A 19,831-nucleotide genomic window follows, 5' to 3' on the forward strand; every position below is an offset into this window, starting at 1 on the left:
GTTTTTTTGTGCCCAGGGGGGTCGCGCCGAAAGTTTAAGCGATGATGTGGAAGGTTGCGACACACCCGGCTGCTTTGCCACGAGGGTATGGCGGTAAATTTCCACGGAGTTAGTCTTATTTTTAAAATAGACGAAGGAGGGAACACAATGGCAAAACAAAAAATTCGGATCCGGTTGAAGGCATACGAACATCGTATCCTCGATCAATCAGCGGACAAGATCGTTGAAACGGCAAAGAGAACTGGTGCCGGCATCTCAGGCCCAATCCCATTACCAACTGAACGGACGATCTACACGGTTCTGCGTTCACCACATAAGTTCAAGGACTCACGTGAACAATTCGAAATGCGGACGCACAAGCGTTTAATTGATATCGTTAACCCAACGCCAAAGACAGTCGACTCATTAATGAAGCTTGACTTGCCTAGTGGTGTTGACATCGAAATCAAGTTATAATTTCTAGCAACAAAATAATACATTAAAATCGGAGGTGTACTCATGACCACAAAAGGAATCTTAGGGAAAAAGGTCGGGATGACGCAAGTCTTCACTGATGCTGGCGAATTGATCCCCGTGACTGTTGTCGAAGCAACGCCAAACGTTGTGTTGCAAGTTAAGACAATGGAAAACGACGGTTACAATGCCATTCAACTTGGTTACCAAGACAAGCGTGAAGTACTCAGCAACAAGCCCGAACAAGGTCATGTAGCAAAAGCAAACACGACTCCTAAGCGCTTCATTCGTGAATTCACAGATGTTGAGCTGGGAGATTACAAGGTAGCAGACGAAGTTAAGGTTGATACCTTCCAAGCAGGCGACATCGTGGATGTCACTGGTGTCACTAAAGGTCATGGATACCAAGGTAACATTCATAAAGATGGTCAAAGCCGTGGCCCTATGGCCCATGGTTCTCGTTACCACCGTCGTCCAGGTTCTCTGGGTGCCATCATTAACCGGGTATTCCCTGGTATGAAGCTTCCAGGCCGGATGGGTAACAAGCAAGTGACTATCCAAAACCTCGTGATCGTTAAGGCTGACGTTGAAAACAACGTGCTGTTGATCAAGGGTAACGTGCCAGGTGCTAACAAGTCACTCGTTACTGTTAAGAGTGCTGTTCGCCCACCACGTCCTAAGCAATCTGAAAAATAAAACGGAAGGGAGGATAATTAAATGACAAGCGTAGCATTATACAAACAAGATGGTAGCCAAAACGGCAACGTTGAATTGAACGCTGATATCTTCGGCGTTGAACCTAACGAAAATGTCGTATTCGACACGATTTTGATGCAACGAGCTTCCTTACGCCAAGGAACACACGCCGTTAAGAACCGGAGTGCTGTTCGTGGTGGTGGTAAGAAGCCATGGCGTCAAAAAGGTACTGGTCGTGCCCGTCAAGGTTCCATCCGTTCACCACAATGGGTTGGTGGTGGTGTCGTCTTTGGCCCTACCCCTCGCTCATACAGTTACCGCCTTCCTAAGAAGGTTAGCCGTTTAGCACTTAAGTCAGTTCTTTCTCAAAAGGTTCTAGACGAAAGCTTTGTCGTCGTTGACGGTTTAGCATTCGACGCACCTAAGACTAAAGAATTTGCTGCAGTGTTGGCTGGTTTGAACGTCACAACGAAGACGTTGGTTGTCCTTGAAGACGACAACGTTACTGCTGCTTTAGCAGCCCGTAACTTAACAAACGTTAAGGTTATCCCTGCCAAGGGCTTAAATGTTCTTGACATCGCTGATGCGGACAAGTTAGTGATTACCCAACCAGCTCTTTCTCAAGTAGAGGAGGTGCTCGCATAATGGAATCACGTGACATTATTTTACGCCCAGTTGTTACCGAAGCAACGATGGCAACTATGGACGACAAGCGTTACACCTTTGACGTTGATGTACGAGCAACCAAGACACAAGTCAAGCATGCCATTGAAGACATCTTTGATGTTAAGGTCGTTAAGGTCAATGTTATGAATTTGAAAGGTAAGAAGAAGCGTCAAGGACGTTACGAAGGCTACACTAAGAAGCGTCGTAAGGCCATTGTCAGCTTATCTGCCGACTCAAAAGAAATCAAGTTATTCAACGAAGAATAAAATCTCAGATATAGGAGGGAAATAACGTGGCGATTAAGAAATACAAACCAACAAGCAATGGTCGTCGTAACATGACGAGCTTGGTTTACAAAGACGTCATCACTAAGACGACTCCTGAAAAGTCATTGCTTGATTCACAAAGCCATTCCGCTGGCCGTAACAACGCTGGTAAGATGACTGTCCGTCACCGTGGCGGTGGTAACAAGCGTCAATACCGGATCATCGATTTCAAGCGGATCAAGGATGACGTTCCTGCAACGGTTAAGGCAATCGAATATGATCCTAACCGGACAGCAAACATCGCATTGTTAGTTTATGCTGACGGTGTTAAGTCTTACATCATTGCTCCTAAGGGCTTAAAGGTTGGCGACAAGGTTCAATCTGGTCCCGAAGCTGATATCAAGACTGGTAATGCATTACCATTGAAGAACATCCCATTTGGGACAGTTATTCACAACATCGAATTGAAGCCTGGTAAGGGTGGCCAATTGGTCCGTTCTGCTGGTACTTCAGCTCAATTGTTAGGTAAAGCTAACGATGAAAAGTACGTGTTAGTTCGTTTATCTTCCGGTGAAGTTCGGATGGTTTTGAGCGTTAACCGTGCGACAATCGGTGCTGTTGGTAACGAAGAACATGAATTGGTTAACGTTGGTAAAGCCGGCCGTACTCGTTGGGCTGGTCAACGTCCTCACGTTCGTGGTTCAGTTATGAACCCTAACGATCACCCACATGGTGGTGGTGAAGGTAAAGCACCTGTTGGGTTACCATCTCCTCTTTCTCCATGGGGTAAGAAGACAGTTGGTAAGAAGACCCGTTCGAAGAAGAATAAGACTGAGAAGTTCATTGTTCGTCATCGTAAAGGTTCTAAGATGTAAGCTTCCGGTTATCCGGAAGTCAAGAGACCAGGTGATCATCGTGTTTAGCGATGCGCCACAAGTAGAGGAGGTTTCATAATGGGTCGTAGTTTGAAAAAAGGACCTTTCGCCGATGCGCACTTGCTGAAGAAGATTGATGCGCAAAAGGATTCCGAAAAGAAGACCGTCATTAAGACTTGGTCCCGTCGGTCGACTATTTTCCCTAGCTTTATTGGTTACACCATTGCTGTTTATGATGGACGGAAGCACGTACCAGTTTACGTTCAAGAAGACATGGTAGGCCACAAGCTTGGCGAATTCGTACCAACCCGGACTTTCCGTGGTCATGGTGGCGACGATAAAAAAACTCGTTGATAAGGAGGATTAACTAATGGCTGAACAAGTTACATCAGCACAAGCGACTGCTAAAACAGTTCGGATTGCTGCTCGCAAAGTCCGCCTTGTCATCGATCTTATCCGCGGCAAGAGCGTCGCTGAAGCACTAGCTATTTTGCAGTTCACACCGCGTGGTGCTTCACCGGTTGTGGCAAAGGTATTGAACTCTGCAGTTGCAAACGCAGAAAATAATTTTGACTTAGATCGTCAAGATCTAGTTGTTAGCGAAGCCTATGTGAACGAAGGACCAACCCTCAAGCGGTTCCGTCCTCGTGCCAAAGGTTCTGCTTCACCAATCAACAAGCGTACGAGTCACATTACGGTTGTTGTATCTGAAAAAGAGGAGGGATAACGCGTGGGTCAAAAAGTAAATCCAACCGGATTACGGGTCGGTATTATTCGCGACTGGGAAGCTAAGTGGTATGCTGAAAAGGATTTCGCTGCTTACCTGAAGGAAGACCTTCAAATCCGTAAATTCATCGAAAAGCGTCTGGTTGACGCTTCTGTATCTACTGTTGAGATTGAACGGGCTGCAAACCGCGTCAACATCTCAATCCACACTGCTAAGCCAGGGATGGTTATTGGTAAGGGTGGTTCCGAAGTCGAAAATCTCCGTAAGGAATTAAACGACTTAACTGGCAAGCGTGTCCACATCAACATCGTGGAAATCAAGAAGCCAGATTTAGATGCCAAATTGGTCGGCGAAAACATTGCTCGTCAATTGGAAGGCCGTGTTGCTTTCCGTCGCGCTATGCGTGGGACGATGCAACGGACAATGCGTTCTGGTGCCAAGGGTATCAAGACGCAAGTCGCTGGTCGGTTGAACGGTGCTGATATGTCCCGTGTCGAAAGCTATGCTGAAGGTACGGTTCCATTGCATACGTTACGTGCTGACATCGATTATGCATGGGTAGAAGCTCACACAACTTACGGTTCTCTGGGTGTTAAGACTTGGATCTACCGTGGCGAAATTCTGCCTGAAAAGAAACAATCTAACGGACAAGGAGGGAAATAGCATGCTGGTACCTAAGCGAGTAAAGTTCCGTCGTGTCCACCGTGGTAAGCTACGTGGCGAAGCCAAGGGTGGCAAGAGTGTTGCTTTCGGCGACTACGGTTTGCAGGCTTTAGATTCACATTGGATCTCTAACCGTCAAATCGAAGCTGCTCGTGTTGCAATCACTCGTTACATGAAGCGTGGTGGGAAAGTTTGGATCAAGATTTTCCCTCACAAATCCTACACTGCTAAAGGTGTTGGGGTCCGGATGGGTAATGGTAAAGGTACGCCAGATGGCTGGGTAGCCCCAGTTAAGCGTGGTAAGGTTATGTTTGAAGTTGGCGGCGTTTCTGAAGAAGTCGCTCGCGAAGCCTTACGCCTTGCAGCCATGAAACTTCCCGTTCGCACGAAGGTTTTATCCCGAGAGGAAGTAGGTGGCGAATCTAATGAAGACTAAAGAAATCAACGAATTAACCACTGCTGAAATGCTCGATAAAGAAAAGAGCTACAAGGACGAATTATTTAACCTGCGTTTCCAATTAGCTACTGGTCAATTGGAAAACACCGCACGGTTGAAGCAGGTTCGTAAGAACATTGCGCGGTTGAAGACCGCTCTTCGCCAACAAGAACTGAACAAGTAGAATACGATAAAAAGGAGGTCACGAATACATGAGTGATGCACGTAATAACCGTAAGGTCTACCGCGGTCGCGTTGTTTCAGATAAGATGGACAAGACGATTACGGTTGTCGTAGAAACGACAAAAACTGATGCTCGCTATGGCAAGCGTGTCAAGTACTCCAAGAAGTACAAGGCACATGATGAAAATGGTGAAGCCCACACTGGTGACATTGTTGAAATTATGGAAACTCGGCCATTGTCTGCAACCAAGCGGTTCCGCTTAGTCGACATTGTTGAAAAAGCAGTAATCATTTAGGTGTCGTTTTTATCGTATTCTGAACTAGAACTGAAGGGAGGACACTAGCTGTGATCCAACAAGAAAGTCGCTTAAAGGTTGCCGATAACTCCGGCGCCCGGGAAATCCTGACGATCAAGGTTCTGGGTGGCTCCAAGCGTCGCTACGCCGGAATTGGTGATATTATCGTTGCTACTGTCAAACAAGCAACACCAGGTGGCGTTGTCAAAAAGGGTGATGTTGTAAAGGCCGTTGTCGTACGGACGAAGTCTCGTGTACGTCGTAACGATGGTTCATACATCAGCTTTGATGAGAATGCTGCAGTGCTGATTAAAGACGACAAGAGCCCACAGGGGACTCGGATCTTTGGCCCAGTTGCTCGTGAACTACGTGACAACGACTACATGAAGATCATCTCATTAGCACCCGAAGTACTGTAATCAAGAAACGTTTAACAAGGAGGTGCCCAAAGGAATGCTTATTAAAACTGGTGACAAGGTCCGCGTGATCGCCGGCAAAGACAAAGGAAAAGAAGGAACTGTTTCCAAAGTCTTGAATGCCAAGAACCGTGTGATCGTCCAAGGTGTCAATATGATTAAGAAGCACCAAAAGGCTTCGCAAACGAATCCTCAAGGCGGCATTATCGATATTGAAGCACCAATTCATGCATCCAACGTTATGCTCATCGATCCTTCGAACAACGAACCAACCCGGCTTGGCGTTCGAGTAGAAGATGGTCACAAAGTGCGTTTCGCTAAGAAGTCCGGCGAAACCATCGACAAATAATCGTTGAAAGGAGGAACATCATTTCATGTCAGCTCGTTTAAAAGAAAAGTACGTTAGTGAAATTACACCAGCTTTGGTGGAAAAGTTCAGCTACAGTTCTGTTATGCAAACGCCGAAGATCGAAAAGATCGTCTTGAACATGGGTGTTGGTGATGCTGTTTCCAACGCTAAGAACCTTGACGAAGCCGTTGAAGAACTTGGGTTGATTTCTGGTCAAAAGCCATTGGTTACTAAGGCCAAGAAGTCAATCGCAACCTTCCGTCTTCGTGAAGGCATGTCAATCGGTGCTAAGGTTACCCTCCGTGGTGACCGGATGTACGAATTCCTGGACAAATTAATCAACGTATCATTACCACGTGTTCGTGACTTCCATGGTGTTAGTTCTCGGGCCTTTGATGGTCGCGGTAACTACACTCTGGGTGTTCGTGAACAATTGATTTTCCCAGAAATTAACTTTGATAACGTTAACCGTGTTCGTGGTTTGGACATTGTTATCGTTACAACGGCTAACACTGATGAAGAGTCACGTGAATTGTTGACTCAATTCGGTATGCCGTTCGCACACTAATAAAGGAGGTTCACACAATTGGCTAAGAAATCACAAATTGCTAAGAACAAGCGTCCTGCGAAGTTTTCTACACAAGCATATACTCGTTGCGAACGTTGTGGACGTCCACACTCTGTTTATCAAAAGTTCCACCTTTGCCGTATCTGCCTACGCGAACTTGCCCACAAGGGTCAAATTCCTGGTATGAAGAAGGCTAGCTGGTAAAACGAATTTTAAACAAAGGGAGGGTAAACGTTAATGTCCATGACTGATCCTATTGCAGACTTCTTGACGCGGATCCGTAACGCCAACATGGTGCGTCACGAATCACTCGAAGTACCTGCATCTAAAATTAAACGCGACATCGCTGAAATCCTGAAGCGCGAAGGTTTCATCCGCAACGTTGAATACATCGATGATGACAAGCAAGGTATCATCCGCGTATTCCTCAAGTACGGTAAGGATAACCAACGTGTTATCAGTGGTTTGAAGCGTATTTCAAAGCCCGGCTTACGTTCATACGTTAAGGCCGATGCTGTACCAAAGGTATTAAACGGTTTGGGTATCGCTATTATCTCCACCTCTGAAGGGGTAGTTACTGATAAAGAAGCGCGCGCCAAGAAAATCGGTGGCGAAGTTCTCGCCTACGTTTGGTAAAACTTTTAAGAAGATAGGAGGTGCCTTAAGTGAGTCGTATTGGTTATAAAACTGTCAACGTCCCAGCCGGCGTTGAAGTTAAACGTGATGGTGATCAAGTTACGGTTAAGGGTCCTAAGGGTGAATTAACCCGGACGTTCTCATCCGTCATCTCAATGAAGATTAGTGACGGTGCCGTTGATTTTGATCGCCCAGATAACAACAACAAGACGCGGGCCCTTCATGGGACGCAACGGGCTAACTTGAACAACATGGTTGAAGGTGTTGTCAGTGGCTTTGCGAAGACCTTGAAGTTGGTCGGTGTTGGTTACCGTGTTCAAGCCAAGGGTAAGACCTTGATCTTGAGTGTTGGTTACTCCAACCCTGTTGAAATGGTGATTCCAGAAACCTTAGAGGTTAAGGTTCCTGATAACACGACTATCAACATTTCCGGTATTAGCAAGCAAGAAGTCGGTGACTTTGCTGCTGAAGTTCGTGCCGTTCGTTCACCAGAACCTTACAAGGGTAAGGGTATCCGTTACGAAAACGAATATGTTCGGATTCGTGAAGGTAAAACTGGTAAGTAACATCGCAGCTTAATGCTGATAATTTTACAAAGAGGTGACTATTTTGATTACGAAACCAGATAAGAACAAGACACGTCAAAAGCGTCATATTCGTGTTCGCAACAAAATTTCTGGGACTGCTGAACGCCCACGCTTAAACGTTTTCCGCTCTAACAAAAACATCTACGCTCAAGTCATTGATGACGTAGCGGGTGTCACGCTTGTTAGTGCCTCGACGTTAGATAGCGAAGTAGCTGGCGATAACAAGACTGACCAAGCCAAAGGTGTTGGTGAGTTGATTGCTAAGCGCGCTATTGAAAAGAAAATTACCAATGTAGTGTTCGATCGTGGCGGTTACTTATACCACGGCCGTGTTCAAGCACTTGCAGAAGCTGCTCGCGAAGCCGGGCTTAAATTTTAACAGTAAGGAGGAATAACCACACATGGCAAAATTTATTGATCCTGACAAGTTAGAACTTGAAGACAATGTTGTTGCTATCAACCGGATTACTAAGGTTGTTAAAGGTGGCCGTCGTCTTCGGTTCGCTGCACTTGTTATCGTCGGCGATAAGAACGGTCACGTTGGCTTTGGTACTGGTAAAGCACAAGAAGTTCCAGAAGCTATTCGTAAGGCCGTTGAAGCCGCTCGTAAGAACCTGATCGAAGTACCAATCGTGGGAACGACCATTCCTCATGAAGTACTCGGTACGTTTGGTGGGGGCAAGATCATGCTCAAGCCAGCTGCTGAAGGTTCTGGGGTAACCGCTGGTGGTGCCGTTCGTTCCGTCATGGAATTAGCCGGTGTTGCCGACGTTACTTCAAAGCGTTTGGGTTCTAACACGCCAGTCAACGCAGTTCGGGCCACTTTTGATGGCTTGACTCAGTTGAAGCGTGCTGAAGAAGTTGCCGCTCTCCGTGGTGTCTCTCTTCAACACTTAGCTGAATAAGGAGGGGTATTAAAATGGCTCAATTAAAAGTTACTTTAATTCATAGTGCGGCTCACCGCCTCCCTAAACAGCGGAAGATCGTGGAAGCTTTAGGTTTGAAGCGAGTTAACAGCTCTGTTTTACAACCAGATAACGAAGCAACCCGCGGTGCGCTTTTCCAAATCGCACATTTGATTAAGGTTGAAGAAGTTAAGTAAGTCTCATATCATTAAATAAGGAGGTGCGCAATAGCATGAAGTTGAATGAACTAAAACCTGCTGAAGGCTCACGGAAGGTTCGTAACCGAGTTGGCCGTGGTGATTCTTCTGGTAACGGTAAGACTGCTGGTCGTGGCCAAAAAGGTCAAAAGGCTCGTAGCAAGACTCGTTTGGGCTTTGAAGGTGGCCAAATGCCATTGTACCGTCGGATTCCAAAGCGTGGGTTTACCAACATTAACCGTAAGGAATTTGCTGTCGTAAACTTGTCCGCATTGAATGTCTTCGATGATGGCGCAGAAGTAACTCCAGCTGCCTTGGTTGAAGCTGGCATCGTTAAAAACGAAAAAGCCGGTATTAAGATCTTGGGTAACGGTGAGTTATCAAAGAAGTTGACGGTCAAGGCCGCTAAGTTCTCTAAATCAGCTGCTGAAGCTATCGAAGCTGCTGGTGGTAAAACTGAGGTGATTTAATGCTATCAAGCTTGAAAAACGCCTTTAAGATTAAAGACATTCGTAATAAGATTCTCTTTACTCTATTGGTTTTGATTGTCTTTCGGTTGGGTACTTATATTACCGTCCCCGGCATTAACGCAAAGGCACTTCAAAGCGTTGCGTCTTCTGGATTGGTTAGTATTTTAGATACCTTCAGTGGTGGTGGGTTATCAAACTACTCCATCTTCGCGATGGGGGTTTCGCCTTACATCACTGCACAAATCGTTATTCAATTGCTACAAATGGACATCGTTCCGCGCTTCGTTGAGTGGAGTAAGCAAGGGGACGTTGGTCGACGGAAATTGAATCAAGCAACACGGTACTTAGCAATTGCGTTAGCATTTGTTCAGTCCATCGGGATCACGGCTGGTTTCAGTGCTTTAAGTTCACTGAAATTAGTTCAAAATCCGAGTGTCGAGACATATCTTTCCATCGGGTTAATCTTAACCGGTGGAACGATGTTGACCACTTGGATGGGTGATATGATCACCGATCGGGGCTTGGGTAACGGGATTTCAATGATCATCTTTGCGGGGATCATTGCCCGGACACCAAAATCTGTTTATCAACTCTATCAAACTTATTTCGTCGATGTTTCGTCAAGCGGTTGGTGGAAGAGTGGTCTGTTTATTCTTGGGTTAATCGTGTTAGTTCTAATTATTGTGACCTTCGTTACGTGGGTTCAACAAGCGGAACGCCGGGTGCCTATTCAATATACACGCCGCGTGTCTGGTTCGCCAGATAGTAGCTACTTACCGTTGAAGGTTAATGTTGCGGGGGTTATCCCCGTCATCTTCGCGAGTTCGTTTATTGCCACGCCACAGACTATTCTGATGGCGTTCCAAAACACCCACTCTCAAGATGCATGGTACCAAACGTTGACGGACGTCTTTAACATGCAGACGCTCGATGGTGCTATTTTGTACACTGTTCTGATCGTTGTGTTCACGTTCTTCTATGCGTTCGTGCAAGTTAACCCAGAAAAGTTAGCGGAGAACCTGCAAAAGCAGGGGAGCTATATTCCTGGTGTTTGGCCTGGTCACGAAACGCAATCGTACGTTTCCAGTTTGTTGATGCGTCTCAGCACTGTTGGGGCTCTCTTCTTAGGATTCGTATCTTTAATTCCGTTATTAGCCCAGAACCTTTGGAACTTAGATGAGTCAATTGGTTTAGGTGGTACCAGCCTCTTAATCGTGGTTGGGGTTGCCATTGAAACGATGCGACAAGTTGACGGATTGATGATGAAGCGCGAATACGTTGGCTTTATCCAAGATCCAGAACCAGCTTAATGAGTTTCCAGCGGGTGTGTTGATCTAATTGGCACACCTGCTTGTGTTTTTCGGGAAAATTTCGAAGAAGGAGCATGAACATGACAGCAATGAATTTAATCCTCATGGGTTTACCGGGCGCCGGTAAGGGTACCCAAGCCGAAAAGATTATCAATGAGTTCCATTTGCCACATATTTCCACGGGAGATATCTTCCGTGAGGCAATGAAGAACGAAACTGAAATGGGCTTGGCTGCCAAGAAATTTATCGACAAAGGTGAATTGGTGCCGGACGAAGTGACGAACGGTATCGTTCATGATCGGTTAGCTCAAGATGATACCAAAGATGGGTTCATGTTAGATGGATTCCCCCGGTCAATTGTTCAGGCTGAAGCGTTAGATACGTTTGGACCTGAACTTGACCGGACCATCAACGCCGTGATTAATATTCACGTCGAACCAGAAGTCTTGGTAGAACGCCTTTCTGGTCGTTACATTTGCCGTAACTGTGGCGCAACTTACCACAAGTTATACAAGCGACCTAAAGTTGCGGGTACGTGTGATGTCTGTGGTAGTCATGACTTCTATCAACGTGAAGATGATAAGCCTGAAACAGTTAAGAATCGGTTAGCAGTTAATCTGAAAATGAATACGCCGCTGGTTGATTACTACACGAAAAAGGGTTTATTATTTACGGTTGATGGTGACCGTGACATTGATGACGTCTATGTCGACATCGAAAAGATCCTGAAGAACCTGTAGGAAGTCGCTTAGTTCTTGCGTCTAAGCATGAATTATGGTAAGCTTATTCAGGTTTAGCCTGTAAATGGCGCGCTGTCGCGATTCACAGGTGCTAGGTGGGGTCCAATTGTGGATTCTACCGCTTTTACGTGTGGTTAACACACAAATAAAAGGGAGGTACTTTCGTGGCGAAAAGCGATGTCATCGAAGTCGAAGGTAAAGTTACCGAAACATTGCCTAACGCGATGTTTCGGGTCGAATTAGAAAACGGTCATGAGATTCTCGCTCACGTTTCCGGTAAGATTCGGATGCACTACATCCGGATTCTGCCTGGTGACCGAGTAACTGTTGAAATGTCACCGTATGACTTGTCTAAGGGCCGGATCACTTATCGCTTTAAGTAGCGGCCGGGACAGATGTAGGAGGGATATTCATGAAAGTAAGACCATCAGTTAAGCCAATGTGCGAACACTGCAAGGTTATCAAGCGTAAGGGCCGAGTAATGGTTATTTGCTCAGCTAACCCTAAGCATAAACAACGCCAGGGTAAGTAATTCAATATTATAGGAGGTGCACCTAAATGCCACGTATTGCTGGAGTGGATTTACCACGTGATAAGCGAATCGCTTACGGTTTGACTTACATTTTTGGAATTGGAATTAACACGGCTCACAAGATTGTTGCTGATGCCGGTGTTCCTGAAGACGTTCGGGTTCGTGATTTAACACCCGATCAAGAAGACAAGGTTCGTGCCGAAGTCGACAAGTACAAGGTCGAAGGTGACTTACGTCGTGAAGTTAGCCTGAACATCAAGAACTTGCAAGAAATTGGTTCTTACCGTGGAATGCGTCACCGTCGCGGTTTACCTGTTCGCGGTCAACACACCAAGAATAACGCCCGCACTCGGAAGGGTAAAGCTGTTTCGATTGCCGGGAAGAAGAAGTAAAGGAGGGTTAACACTTTATGGCTACTAGAAAAACTAGTCGCAAACGTCGGGTGAAAAAGAACATTGAAGCCGGGGTTGCACATATCCATGCTACGTTTAACAACACTTTGGTCATGATTACTGACGTTCAAGGGAACGCGATCGCTTGGTCATCAGCCGGTGCCTTAGGTTTCAAGGGTAGTCGGAAGTCAACACCATTTGCTGCTCAAATGGCTGCTGAAGCCGCTGCTAAAGCATCACAAGAACACGGAATTAAGTCCGTTGAAGTTGCTGTTAAGGGTCCTGGTTCAGGACGTGAATCTGCAATTCGGGCCATCCAAGCTGCTGGGATCGAAATCACGGCTATTCGTGACGTTACCCCAGTGCCTCATAATGGGACTCGTCCTCCAAAGCGCCGTCGGGTTTAACGTGAGCGTTTCATTAATGAGGGCAACCTTCATGATGGGATTGACTTATAGGAGCTCAACGCGGTTTGAAAGGGGTAAACGATAAGAATGATTGAATTTGAAAAGCCTAACATTCATAAAATTGACGAAAGTAACAACTACGGTAAGTTTATTGTCGAACCGTTGGAACGTGGTTACGGGACAACGCTAGGAAATTCCTTACGGCGGATCTTACTTTCTTCATTACCTGGTGCAGCTGTTACCAGCATTCAAATCGACGGGGTTCTGCATGAATTTTCGACTGTCGAAGGTGTCGTTGAAGATGTCACGCAAATCATCTTAAATGTTAAGAAGATTGCGTTGAAGCTTAATGGCTCTGATGATCAGGAAGAAACGATGGAGATCAACGTTAAGGGTCCTGCTCAAATCACCGCTGGTGATATTGTTGCCGGAGCCGACGTTGATATCTTGAACCCAGATCTGTACATTGCAACAGTTGCGGATGGTGCAACGTTCCATATGCGGATGACAGCTGATAAGGGCCGGGGCTATGTTTCTGCTGACGAGAACAAAACTCGCAACACTGACATGCCAATTGGCGTTTTAGCTGTGGATTCTATTTACACCCCAATCGAACGGGTTAACTACCAAGTAGAGAATGCACGGGTTGGCCAACGAGCTGACTACGATAAATTGACCCTGGATGTTTGGACAAACGGTTCAATTAATCCAAGCGAAGCCATTGCTCTGGCTGCTAAGATCTTGACTGAACATCTGGCAATGTTTGTTGATTTGACGGACGAAGCTAAGAATGCAGAAATCATGGTTGAAAAAGAAGAAACGCATAAGGAAAAGATGCTTGAGATGACCATCGAAGAGCTCGACTTATCCGTTCGTTCTTACAACTGTTTGAAGCGTGCTGGTATCAACACGGTTCAAGAATTGAACAATAAGACCGAAGCAGACATGATGAAGGTTCGTAACTTGGGTCGCAAGTCCCTTGAAGAAGTTAAGGCTAAGTTAGCTGACTTAGGTTTGTCACTTCGGAAGGAAGACTAATTTTAGACACTCAAAGGAGGGTTTCTGGTTATGAGTTACCGTAAATTACAACGGACTAGTTCTCAACGTCGTGCCTTGTTACGCGATTTGACCACTAGTTTAATCTTGAACGGCCGCATCGAAACGACTGAAGCACGCGCTAAGGAAGTTCGCAAGACGGCTGACCAAATGATTACCTTGGGTAAGCAAGGCGACTTGCACGCCCGGCGTCAAGCTGCTGCGTTCATTCGTAACGTAGTTGCTGATGTTAAAGAAGACGGCGATGATGTGGTTGTTACCAGCGCATTGCAAAAGGTCTTCAGCGAATTAGCACCTAAGTATGCTGATCGTAAGGGTGGTTACACGCGGATTATGAAGACAATGCCTCGTCGTGGCGATGGTGCTGCTATGGCTATCTTGGAATTCGTTGACTAATCAGTCATTGGTTACAGGGAGTAATCGCGTCCCTAAACGCGGTCAATAAGTTTCAAATTAATCACTAGGACTATGTGGTATAGAGCGTTATGATGATGGGAATTCCCCGAGTCTAGCTTGAATGGGGGCGAAAGCCTCAGCGCCGCTAGTTTGTTAGTGATTTTTTTATACCCTTTTTTACCTGGTGGGGATTGCGGGGGTTCGCGGTTTTATAAAACTTTGGTATAATTACTGATGACTTTGCTGAGGGAGACGGTGTAAGATGACAGAAAATATCATTAGTGTGGATCACTTAACCTATCAATACGATGAGAATCAGGCACCCGCATTGACTGATGTGAGTTTTACCGTTCACGCTGGCGAGTGGTTGGCAATTGTCGGCCATAATGGGAGTGGTAAGTCAACGCTGGCTAAATCATTAGATGGATTATTGCCGTTTACCCAAGGCAGTGTGACCGTTGGCGGAATCACGCTAACGCCGGAAACTGTCTGGCAGGTGCGGGAGCAAATTGGCATGATTTTCCAGAATCCAGACAATCAGTTCGTTGGGGCCACGGTTGAGGACGATGTGGCTTTTGGACTTGAGAATCGTCAAATTTCGCGTGATGAAATGGTTCCGCGAGTACAAGCTGCATTAGCCCAGGTAGGTATGACCAGTTTTGCCCAGCGAGAACCCAGTTCTTTATCCGGGGGCCAGAAACAACGGGTAGCATTAGCTGGGATTGTGGCAATTGCGCCCAAAATTCTAATTTTAGACGAAGCAACGAGCATGTTAGATCCTCAGGGTCGTATTGAAATGCTAGCAATTGTGCGCCAGCTACGTCAGCAACAGAATTTAACGGTTATTTCGATTACTCACGATATTGATGAGGCGGCTAGTGCCGATCGGGTTTTGGTGATTGATGATGGTCGGCTAGTAGACGAGGCAGTTCCATCACAAATCTTTGAGCGCGGTACCCAGCTCGTTGAGATGGGATTAGATCTACCCTTTACTGAGAAATTAAAAGCGGCTTTACGTCAGCGGGGAATTACACCACCGACGACGTATCAAACCGCGGCGGAAATGGAGGAATGGCTGTGGCAATCGCTTTCGAACACGTAACTTATACTTATCAAGCGGGTACGCCAATGGCCCATACTGCGTTGACGGACGTTTCATTGACGGTTCCCGATCGCGGCTATCTCGCAATTATCGGTCATACGGGTAGTGGTAAATCAACCCTAATTCAGCAACTGAATGCCTTGTTAAAGCCGACGAGTGGCACCATCAAAATTGATGAATTTACGATTACCCCGGAGACAACCAATGCGGCCTTGAAACCACTGCGTCAGCATGTTGGTATGGTTTTTCAATTTCCCGAAAATCAGTTGTTTGAAGAGACTGTCCGACAAGACATTGCCTTTGGTCCTAAGAACTTCGGTATGGCCGAGGCCGATGCGCTGGCGTTAGCTGATGAGATGTTAACGACTGTCGGGTTGGATCAGAGTTATGCAGAGCGGTCACCGTTTGAGTTATCCGGTGGTCAGATGCGGCGGGTGGCCATTGCTGGTGTCTTAGCCATGCAGCCAAAAGTGTTGGTTTTGGATGAACCGACCGCTGGATTGGACCCCCAAGGTCGTCAGGAAATGATGCGATTATTTGCCCGATTGCATCAAGAACAAGGCTTAACCATTGTATTAGTGACGCATCAAATGGAGGATGTTGCCCAGTATGCTGAGCAGGTTGCGGTGATGCATGAAGGTCGCCTCATGAAATTTGGAACTCCAGCTGATGTGTTTAGTAATCGTGAGTGGCTCCAAGACCACCAGTTGGATGTGCCACAAGCGGCACAATTTGCTCGCCGATTACGTGATCGGGGATTAACCTTTCCTAAACAGCCCTTAACGGCCGATCAATTAGCCGACTATCTAGCCCAGCAGTGGGCCCAGCGGGGGGCAGATCATGTCTAATTTTATCTTTGGGCGGTATTTACCGTTGGATTCAGTGGTTCATCGATTAGATCCCCGAGCGAAATTAATGCTGAGCTTTTGCTATATTATTGTTGTTTTCTTGGCCAACAATATCTGGAGTTATGCGATTCTCATTGCTTTTACAGTAGGCGCTATTTTGTCGTCTAAAATCAGCCTTGGATTCTTCTTGAAGGGAATTCGCCCCTTGCTTTGGTTAATCGTCTTTACGGTCGTGTTACAGCTCTTATTCAGTCCAGCTGGGGGACACACGTATTTCCACTGGGCCTTTATTAATGTCACGCAAGATGGATTGATTAACGCTGGCTATATTTTTGTTCGCTTTCTCTTAATTATCATGATGTCGACGTTATTAACACTATCGACTCAGCCACTAGACATTGCCACCGGGCTGGCATCATTGATGAAACCATTACGGTGGGTGAAAGTGCCCGTTGATACCTTGGCGATGATGTTATCGATTGCCTTGCGATTTGTACCCACGTTAATGGACGAAGCCACTAAGATTATGAATGCTCAGCGTGCTCGAGGCGTTGATTTTGGGGAAGGGGGCTTGTTCAAGCAAGCCAAGTCCTTAATTCCGCTAATGGTGCCTTTATTTATGAGTGCGTTTAATCGTGCTGAGGATTTGTCGACAGCGATGGAAGCGCGAGGGTATCAAGATAGTGAACACCGGAGTCAGTACCGAATCTTAACTTGGCAACGGCGTGATACCGTCACTTGGCTATTATTTTTACTTGGATTTGTGGCGATTTTAATTTTTCGTCATTGGTAGGAGGAACAAATGCAACGTTATAAAGTCACTTTAATGTATGACGGGACCAATTTTGCTGGGTTCCAGCGGCAACCCAATAAGCGCACTGTGGAGAGTACACTGACCGATGTGGTCAACAAAATGGCTAAACAACCTGATCCGGCAATTGTGATCTATGGTTCTGGACGAACTGACGCAGGCGTCCATGCTTTGGCGCAGGTGGTTCATTTCGACTTTCCCTTTCTCATCCCTGCGGATAACATGCGCAAGGGCTTAAACAGCATGTTACCGATGGATATGGAGGTCTTAAAGGTTGAGGAGGTCGCCCCGACTTTCCACGCGCGTTATGATGTCTCTGGTAAACAGTATCAGTACCGCATGGACATGGGCGAATTCCGTAATCCCTTTAAGCGAAACTATACGGGTCATTGGAAGTTTCCAGTTGATTTGGCAAAGATCAATGTTGCCTTGGCTGATCTGGTAGGTGAACATGACTATACGAGTTTTGTTGCCTCGGGTGCCCAAACGCGGACGTTCGTGCGGACTATCTATGAAGCCACTTGCCACATTGATGAGGCCAATCATGAGTTAGTTTTTGAATTCTACGGGAATGGCTTTATGTACAACCAGGTCCGGATTATGGTGGGCGTGTTAGTCGAAATTGGGTCGGGCACCCGACCGGTTCATGATGTTTTACGCTTGTATGAGGTCAAGGATCGTAAGCAGGCGCGGCGGACGGTGCCGGCGGCCGGACTGTACTTGAAACACGTCTATTATCAGGGGGAAGATCCGCAACATCCGACAAAATTACCGCAACATCAGCGATAATTTAAGTTCAAGGGACAAACAATCATTGACTTTATGGGAAAAACTTTGTATCATAGTCGTTGGTATTGTTTGCCCCACGATAAGCCCCGGAAAGTTTACTTGGTGTCAGACAAACACAGATTTATGGAGGAATTTAACGTGCGTACAACTTATATGGCAAAACCTAACGACGTTGACCGCAAATGGTACATCGTCGACGCAACCGATGTTAGTTTAGGTCGGCTTGCTTCAGTCGTTGCTTCAATCTTACGTGGTAAGAACAAGCCAACGTTCACCCCTAACGTGGACACTGGCGATAACGTTATCGTGATCAACGCTGAAAAAGTTGCTTTAACTGGCCGTAAGGCGTCTAACAAGATTTATTACCACCATACTGGCTTCGCCGGTGGTTTGAAGTCACGGACTGCTGGTAACTTCCGGGATGAAAACCCAGAAAAATTGATCGAAACTTCTGTCCAAGGCATGCTTCCTAAGAACTCCTTAGGTCACCAAATGGCATTGAAGCTTCACGTGTATGCTGGTGCAGACCACAAGCACGAAGCTCAAAAGCCAGAAGTATTAGACATCACTAACCTAATCTAAGGAGGAAACCAAATTGGCACAAGTTCAATATCGCGGCACTGGCCGTCGTAAAAACTCCTCTGCTCGTGTACGTTTAGTACCCGGCTCAGGTAAAATTGTTATGAACAACAAGGCAATCGAAGACTACATTCCATTTGCAAGTATTCGTGAAGTTGTCTTACAACCATTCAACGTTACGGAAACGCTTGGTAACTACGATGCATTAGTTACTGTGCGTGGTGGCGGTTTCTCCGGTCAAGCCGGCGCAACTCGTCATGGGATTGCTCGGGCATTGCTCGAAGTTGACCCAGATTTCCGTGGCCCATTGAAGCGCGCTGGTCTGTTGACCCGTGACGCTCGTATGAAAGAACGGAAGAAGCCAGGTCTTAAGAAGGCCCGTAAAGCTTCACAATTCTCCAAGCGTTAATATTTCGATATTACGATTGGCAAAATCCTCACCAGCGATGGTGGGGATTTTTTTGTGAATTGATTTAAATATCCGGTCCAGGTAACGTCGCAATACAACTTAGGTGATCACCGTGTATCTGCCAGTCAGTGACGGTTGACGGTAAAATGAGATGATCTCCTGCTCGTAATGGGTAAGGCTGTTCGGCAATGGTGAGGGTTCCCGTACCGTTTAGAACGGAAACTAACGTAAAGTCAGTTGCGGCTTGGTGAAAAGTATGGGTTCCGTTCAAGTCCCATTTAACAACAGTAAAAGCGGGAGCTTGAACGAAATTCGTCTGCATAAAATGATGGTCGCTTGTTGTGGTCACTGTCAGTATGGGATCGCGGTGGGGAACTTGAATCGTGTCAATAGCCCGTTTCAGGTGGAGCCGACGTTTATGATGAGTGTGTGTGTCCACTCGATCGAAATCGTAAAGCCGATACGTTGTGTCTGAACTTTGCTGTGTTTCCAAGACCATGGTGCCAGCGCCTAACGCATGGACGGTTCCGGCTGGAACATAAAAGAAATCTCCGGTTTTAATTGGTATCCGGCGAAATAGGGCCTGCCAGTTCCCCGTGTGAATCCACGCTGCCAATTGTGATCGCGTCTGAGCATGGTGACCGTAATAGAGTTGGGCGTCTGGCTCAGCGTGAATGACGTACCAACACTCAGTTTTTCCTAGTTCGTGTTCATGCACTCGCGCATAGGAGTCATCGGGGTGAACCTGAACCGAGAGATCCTGTTGGGCATCTAGGATTTTGGTCAACAACGGAAAAGGCTGTTGCGTATCGCGGTGGCCGAACAGTTCGGGGTGAGCGTGCCAAGCGGCTGCGAGGCTTTGCCCCTGATAGCGGCCGTTCTTAATCGTCGATAATCCGTGGGGATGACCACTAATTCCCCAGCACTCACCGGTGTGGTCGGAGAAAATGGGATAGTTAAACCGGGATCTCAGCTGAGAACCGCCCCAGATTTTTTCGTGGAAAACGGGTTGAAGTAATAAGGGTGCTGGCATAAAAGCATCTCCTCTAACTTTTTTGGTTAATCGCTTCT

36 protein-coding genes are annotated in these 19,831 nt (G+C 46.5%); 35 read left to right on the top strand and 1 reads right to left on the bottom strand.

The window, feature by feature from the left end:
• The first annotated feature begins 147 nt into the window (after nt 1-147).
• The 35 genes from rpsJ to rpsI all read left to right on the top strand — a co-directional run bounded on the left by rpsJ (nt 148) and on the right by rpsI (nt 18,760).
• Entirely contained in the window at nt 148-456 is a 309-nt protein-coding gene (rpsJ, locus tag ACP4IT_RS03325) for a 30S ribosomal protein S10 (protein WP_011668500.1), read from the top strand.
• Between the two features lie 42 nt (nt 457-498).
• Nucleotides 499-1,149, top strand: coding sequence for a 50S ribosomal protein L3 (rplC, locus tag ACP4IT_RS03330; RefSeq protein WP_011668499.1), 651 nt, complete (start codon nt 499-501; stop codon nt 1,147-1,149).
• Between the two features lie 21 nt (nt 1,150-1,170).
• Nucleotides 1,171-1,794, top strand: a complete 624-nt coding sequence (gene rplD, locus ACP4IT_RS03335; RefSeq protein ID WP_011668498.1) for a 50S ribosomal protein L4 — start codon at nt 1,171-1,173, stop codon at nt 1,792-1,794.
• Nucleotides 1,794-2,081, top strand: coding sequence for a 50S ribosomal protein L23 (gene rplW, locus ACP4IT_RS03340; protein WP_011668497.1), 288 nt, complete (start codon nt 1,794-1,796; stop codon nt 2,079-2,081). Before rplD ends, rplW begins: the two co-directional genes overlap by 1 nt.
• 26 nt (nt 2,082-2,107) lie before the next feature.
• Nucleotides 2,108-2,956 (top strand): 50S ribosomal protein L2, encoded by an 849-nt coding sequence (rplB, locus tag ACP4IT_RS03345; RefSeq protein WP_011668496.1) that lies wholly within the window; start codon nt 2,108-2,110, stop codon nt 2,954-2,956.
• 78 nt (nt 2,957-3,034) lie between these two features.
• The gene (gene rpsS, locus ACP4IT_RS03350; RefSeq protein ID WP_011668495.1) at nt 3,035-3,310 is read left to right on the top strand and encodes a 30S ribosomal protein S19; all 276 of its coding nucleotides are present in this window, start codon (nt 3,035-3,037) and stop codon (nt 3,308-3,310) included.
• Nucleotides 3,311-3,326: 16 nt separating this feature from the next.
• Entirely contained in the window at nt 3,327-3,683 is a 357-nt protein-coding gene (gene rplV, locus ACP4IT_RS03355; RefSeq protein ID WP_011668494.1) for a 50S ribosomal protein L22, read from the top strand.
• A gap of 3 nt (nt 3,684-3,686) precedes the next feature.
• Nucleotides 3,687-4,346 (top strand): 30S ribosomal protein S3, encoded by a 660-nt coding sequence (gene rpsC, locus ACP4IT_RS03360; protein ID WP_011668493.1) that lies wholly within the window; start codon nt 3,687-3,689, stop codon nt 4,344-4,346.
• Nucleotide 4,347: 1 nt separating this feature from the next.
• Nucleotides 4,348-4,782 carry a 50S ribosomal protein L16 gene (rplP, locus tag ACP4IT_RS03365; protein ID WP_011668492.1) on the top strand — a complete coding sequence of 145 codons (435 nt, stop codon included), beginning with the start codon at nt 4,348-4,350 and terminating at the stop codon, nt 4,780-4,782.
• A complete protein-coding gene (gene rpmC, locus ACP4IT_RS03370) occupies nt 4,772-4,966 on the top strand; it encodes a 50S ribosomal protein L29 (RefSeq protein ID WP_011668491.1) in 195 nt (64 codons plus the stop codon). The genes rplP and rpmC overlap by 11 nt, the downstream gene beginning before the upstream one ends.
• A 28-nt stretch (nt 4,967-4,994) precedes the next feature.
• On the top strand, nt 4,995-5,261 hold the full coding sequence (rpsQ, locus tag ACP4IT_RS03375; RefSeq protein WP_011668490.1) for a 30S ribosomal protein S17: 267 nt from the start codon (nt 4,995-4,997) through the stop codon (nt 5,259-5,261).
• A 50-nt stretch (nt 5,262-5,311) separates the two neighbouring features.
• On the top strand, nt 5,312-5,680 hold the full coding sequence (gene rplN, locus ACP4IT_RS03380) for a 50S ribosomal protein L14 (protein WP_011668489.1): 369 nt from the start codon (nt 5,312-5,314) through the stop codon (nt 5,678-5,680).
• Nucleotides 5,681-5,714: 34 nt separating this feature from the next.
• Nucleotides 5,715-6,026, top strand: a complete 312-nt coding sequence (gene rplX, locus ACP4IT_RS03385) for a 50S ribosomal protein L24 (RefSeq protein WP_011668488.1) — start codon at nt 5,715-5,717, stop codon at nt 6,024-6,026.
• A 25-nt stretch (nt 6,027-6,051) separates the two neighbouring features.
• Nucleotides 6,052-6,594 (top strand): 50S ribosomal protein L5, encoded by a 543-nt coding sequence (gene rplE / locus ACP4IT_RS03390; protein WP_011668487.1) that lies wholly within the window; start codon nt 6,052-6,054, stop codon nt 6,592-6,594.
• 18 nt (nt 6,595-6,612) lie between these two features.
• Nucleotides 6,613-6,798: a type Z 30S ribosomal protein S14 gene (locus ACP4IT_RS03395; protein ID WP_011668486.1), complete on the top strand. Its 186-nt coding sequence runs from the start codon at nt 6,613-6,615 to the stop codon at nt 6,796-6,798.
• A 33-nt stretch (nt 6,799-6,831) separates the two neighbouring features.
• Nucleotides 6,832-7,230, top strand: coding sequence for a 30S ribosomal protein S8 (gene rpsH, locus ACP4IT_RS03400; protein ID WP_011668485.1), 399 nt, complete (start codon nt 6,832-6,834; stop codon nt 7,228-7,230).
• A gap of 29 nt (nt 7,231-7,259) precedes the next feature.
• Nucleotides 7,260-7,796, top strand: coding sequence for a 50S ribosomal protein L6 (gene rplF, locus ACP4IT_RS03405; protein WP_087128898.1), 537 nt, complete (start codon nt 7,260-7,262; stop codon nt 7,794-7,796).
• A 34-nt stretch (nt 7,797-7,830) separates the two neighbouring features.
• The gene (gene rplR / locus ACP4IT_RS03410; RefSeq protein WP_015474029.1) at nt 7,831-8,196 is read left to right on the top strand and encodes a 50S ribosomal protein L18; all 366 of its coding nucleotides are present in this window, start codon (nt 7,831-7,833) and stop codon (nt 8,194-8,196) included.
• Nucleotides 8,197-8,218: 22 nt separating this feature from the next.
• Nucleotides 8,219-8,722, top strand: coding sequence for a 30S ribosomal protein S5 (gene rpsE / locus ACP4IT_RS03415; RefSeq protein ID WP_011668482.1), 504 nt, complete (start codon nt 8,219-8,221; stop codon nt 8,720-8,722).
• A gap of 14 nt (nt 8,723-8,736) precedes the next feature.
• A complete protein-coding gene (rpmD, locus tag ACP4IT_RS03420) occupies nt 8,737-8,919 on the top strand; it encodes a 50S ribosomal protein L30 (RefSeq protein WP_011668481.1) in 183 nt (60 codons plus the stop codon).
• A gap of 35 nt (nt 8,920-8,954) precedes the next feature.
• The gene (rplO, locus tag ACP4IT_RS03425) at nt 8,955-9,389 is read left to right on the top strand and encodes a 50S ribosomal protein L15 (protein WP_011668480.1); all 435 of its coding nucleotides are present in this window, start codon (nt 8,955-8,957) and stop codon (nt 9,387-9,389) included.
• Nucleotides 9,389-10,699 (top strand): preprotein translocase subunit SecY, encoded by a 1,311-nt coding sequence (secY, locus tag ACP4IT_RS03430; protein ID WP_011668479.1) that lies wholly within the window; start codon nt 9,389-9,391, stop codon nt 10,697-10,699. Before rplO ends, secY begins: the two co-directional genes overlap by 1 nt.
• Before the next feature lie 80 nt (nt 10,700-10,779).
• Complete coding sequence (locus ACP4IT_RS03435; protein WP_011668478.1) at nt 10,780-11,439, top strand: adenylate kinase; 660 nt, start codon at nt 10,780-10,782, stop codon at nt 11,437-11,439.
• 164 nt (nt 11,440-11,603) lie between these two features.
• Nucleotides 11,604-11,822, top strand: coding sequence for a translation initiation factor IF-1 (infA, locus tag ACP4IT_RS03440; protein ID WP_011668477.1), 219 nt, complete (start codon nt 11,604-11,606; stop codon nt 11,820-11,822).
• Between the two features lie 29 nt (nt 11,823-11,851).
• Nucleotides 11,852-11,971 (top strand): 50S ribosomal protein L36, encoded by a 120-nt coding sequence (rpmJ, locus tag ACP4IT_RS03445; RefSeq protein ID WP_011668476.1) that lies wholly within the window; start codon nt 11,852-11,854, stop codon nt 11,969-11,971.
• Between the two features lie 26 nt (nt 11,972-11,997).
• Nucleotides 11,998-12,363, top strand: a complete 366-nt coding sequence (gene rpsM / locus ACP4IT_RS03450; protein ID WP_011668475.1) for a 30S ribosomal protein S13 — start codon at nt 11,998-12,000, stop codon at nt 12,361-12,363.
• 17 nt (nt 12,364-12,380) lie between these two features.
• Complete coding sequence (rpsK, locus tag ACP4IT_RS03455; RefSeq protein WP_011668474.1) at nt 12,381-12,770, top strand: 30S ribosomal protein S11; 390 nt, start codon at nt 12,381-12,383, stop codon at nt 12,768-12,770.
• Nucleotides 12,771-12,857: 87 nt separating this feature from the next.
• A complete protein-coding gene (locus tag ACP4IT_RS03460; RefSeq protein ID WP_011668473.1) occupies nt 12,858-13,808 on the top strand; it encodes a DNA-directed RNA polymerase subunit alpha in 951 nt (316 codons plus the stop codon).
• Nucleotides 13,809-13,838: 30 nt separating this feature from the next.
• Complete coding sequence (gene rplQ, locus ACP4IT_RS03465) at nt 13,839-14,222, top strand: 50S ribosomal protein L17 (protein WP_011668472.1); 384 nt, start codon at nt 13,839-13,841, stop codon at nt 14,220-14,222.
• Between the two features lie 262 nt (nt 14,223-14,484).
• Nucleotides 14,485-15,324 (top strand): energy-coupling factor ABC transporter ATP-binding protein, encoded by an 840-nt coding sequence (locus ACP4IT_RS03470; protein ID WP_011668471.1) that lies wholly within the window; start codon nt 14,485-14,487, stop codon nt 15,322-15,324.
• On the top strand, nt 15,300-16,172 hold the full coding sequence (locus tag ACP4IT_RS03475) for an energy-coupling factor ABC transporter ATP-binding protein (RefSeq protein ID WP_024526565.1): 873 nt from the start codon (nt 15,300-15,302) through the stop codon (nt 16,170-16,172). The genes ACP4IT_RS03470 and ACP4IT_RS03475 overlap by 25 nt, the downstream gene beginning before the upstream one ends.
• A complete protein-coding gene (locus ACP4IT_RS03480) occupies nt 16,165-16,965 on the top strand; it encodes an energy-coupling factor transporter transmembrane component T family protein (protein ID WP_011668469.1) in 801 nt (266 codons plus the stop codon). Before ACP4IT_RS03475 ends, ACP4IT_RS03480 begins: the two co-directional genes overlap by 8 nt.
• A 9-nt stretch (nt 16,966-16,974) precedes the next feature.
• Nucleotides 16,975-17,772 carry a tRNA pseudouridine(38-40) synthase TruA gene (truA, locus tag ACP4IT_RS03485; protein WP_011668468.1) on the top strand — a complete coding sequence of 266 codons (798 nt, stop codon included), beginning with the start codon at nt 16,975-16,977 and terminating at the stop codon, nt 17,770-17,772.
• 138 nt (nt 17,773-17,910) lie between these two features.
• Complete coding sequence (rplM, locus tag ACP4IT_RS03490; RefSeq protein WP_011668467.1) at nt 17,911-18,354, top strand: 50S ribosomal protein L13; 444 nt, start codon at nt 17,911-17,913, stop codon at nt 18,352-18,354.
• 13 nt (nt 18,355-18,367) lie between these two features.
• Entirely contained in the window at nt 18,368-18,760 is a 393-nt protein-coding gene (gene rpsI, locus ACP4IT_RS03495) for a 30S ribosomal protein S9 (protein WP_011668466.1), read from the top strand.
• Nucleotides 18,761-18,824: 64 nt separating this feature from the next.
• Here the strand turns inward: rpsI and manA are convergent, their stop codons facing one another.
• The gene (gene manA / locus ACP4IT_RS03500; RefSeq protein WP_011668465.1) at nt 18,825-19,793 is read right to left on the bottom strand and encodes a mannose-6-phosphate isomerase, class I; all 969 of its coding nucleotides are present in this window, start codon (nt 19,791-19,793) and stop codon (nt 18,825-18,827) included.
• Between the last annotated feature and the right edge of the window lie 38 nt (nt 19,794-19,831).

Source organism: Levilactobacillus sp. LN180102, assembly GCF_050106635.1.
In the GTDB taxonomy this organism is placed as follows: domain Bacteria; phylum Bacillota; class Bacilli; order Lactobacillales; family Lactobacillaceae; genus Levilactobacillus; species Levilactobacillus brevis.

Bases quoted from the DNA above. Each gene is read 5' to 3' on its own strand.
- rpsJ (WP_011668500.1), top strand. From the start codon at position 148: ATGGCAAAACAAAAAATTCGGATCCGGTTGAAGGCATACGAACATCGT.
- rplC (WP_011668499.1), top strand. From the start codon at position 499: ATGACCACAAAAGGAATCTTAGGGAAAAAGGTCGGGATGACGCAAGTC.
- rplD (WP_011668498.1), top strand. From the start codon at position 1,171: ATGACAAGCGTAGCATTATACAAACAAGATGGTAGCCAAAACGGCAAC.
- rplW (WP_011668497.1), top strand. From the start codon at position 1,794: ATGGAATCACGTGACATTATTTTACGCCCAGTTGTTACCGAAGCAACG.
- rpsS (WP_011668495.1), top strand. From the start codon at position 3,035: ATGGGTCGTAGTTTGAAAAAAGGACCTTTCGCCGATGCGCACTTGCTG.
- rplV (WP_011668494.1), top strand. From the start codon at position 3,327: ATGGCTGAACAAGTTACATCAGCACAAGCGACTGCTAAAACAGTTCGG.
- rplP (WP_011668492.1), top strand. From the start codon at position 4,348: ATGCTGGTACCTAAGCGAGTAAAGTTCCGTCGTGTCCACCGTGGTAAG.
- rpmC (WP_011668491.1), top strand. From the start codon at position 4,772: ATGAAGACTAAAGAAATCAACGAATTAACCACTGCTGAAATGCTCGAT.
- rpsQ (WP_011668490.1), top strand. From the start codon at position 4,995: ATGAGTGATGCACGTAATAACCGTAAGGTCTACCGCGGTCGCGTTGTT.
- rplX (WP_011668488.1), top strand. From the start codon at position 5,715: ATGCTTATTAAAACTGGTGACAAGGTCCGCGTGATCGCCGGCAAAGAC.
- rplE (WP_011668487.1), top strand. From the start codon at position 6,052: ATGTCAGCTCGTTTAAAAGAAAAGTACGTTAGTGAAATTACACCAGCT.
- rpsH (WP_011668485.1), top strand. From the start codon at position 6,832: ATGTCCATGACTGATCCTATTGCAGACTTCTTGACGCGGATCCGTAAC.
- rpsE (WP_011668482.1), top strand. From the start codon at position 8,219: ATGGCAAAATTTATTGATCCTGACAAGTTAGAACTTGAAGACAATGTT.
- rpmD (WP_011668481.1), top strand. From the start codon at position 8,737: ATGGCTCAATTAAAAGTTACTTTAATTCATAGTGCGGCTCACCGCCTC.
- rplO (WP_011668480.1), top strand. From the start codon at position 8,955: ATGAAGTTGAATGAACTAAAACCTGCTGAAGGCTCACGGAAGGTTCGT.
- secY (WP_011668479.1), top strand. From the start codon at position 9,389: ATGCTATCAAGCTTGAAAAACGCCTTTAAGATTAAAGACATTCGTAAT.
- ACP4IT_RS03435 (WP_011668478.1), top strand. From the start codon at position 10,780: ATGACAGCAATGAATTTAATCCTCATGGGTTTACCGGGCGCCGGTAAG.
- rpmJ (WP_011668476.1), top strand. From the start codon at position 11,852: ATGAAAGTAAGACCATCAGTTAAGCCAATGTGCGAACACTGCAAGGTT.
- rpsM (WP_011668475.1), top strand. From the start codon at position 11,998: ATGCCACGTATTGCTGGAGTGGATTTACCACGTGATAAGCGAATCGCT.
- rpsK (WP_011668474.1), top strand. From the start codon at position 12,381: ATGGCTACTAGAAAAACTAGTCGCAAACGTCGGGTGAAAAAGAACATT.
- ACP4IT_RS03460 (WP_011668473.1), top strand. From the start codon at position 12,858: ATGATTGAATTTGAAAAGCCTAACATTCATAAAATTGACGAAAGTAAC.
- rplQ (WP_011668472.1), top strand. From the start codon at position 13,839: ATGAGTTACCGTAAATTACAACGGACTAGTTCTCAACGTCGTGCCTTG.
- ACP4IT_RS03470 (WP_011668471.1), top strand. From the start codon at position 14,485: ATGACAGAAAATATCATTAGTGTGGATCACTTAACCTATCAATACGAT.
- ACP4IT_RS03480 (WP_011668469.1), top strand. From the start codon at position 16,165: ATGTCTAATTTTATCTTTGGGCGGTATTTACCGTTGGATTCAGTGGTT.
- truA (WP_011668468.1), top strand. From the start codon at position 16,975: ATGCAACGTTATAAAGTCACTTTAATGTATGACGGGACCAATTTTGCT.
- manA (WP_011668465.1), bottom strand. From the start codon at position 19,793: ATGCCAGCACCCTTATTACTTCAACCCGTTTTCCACGAAAAAATCTGG.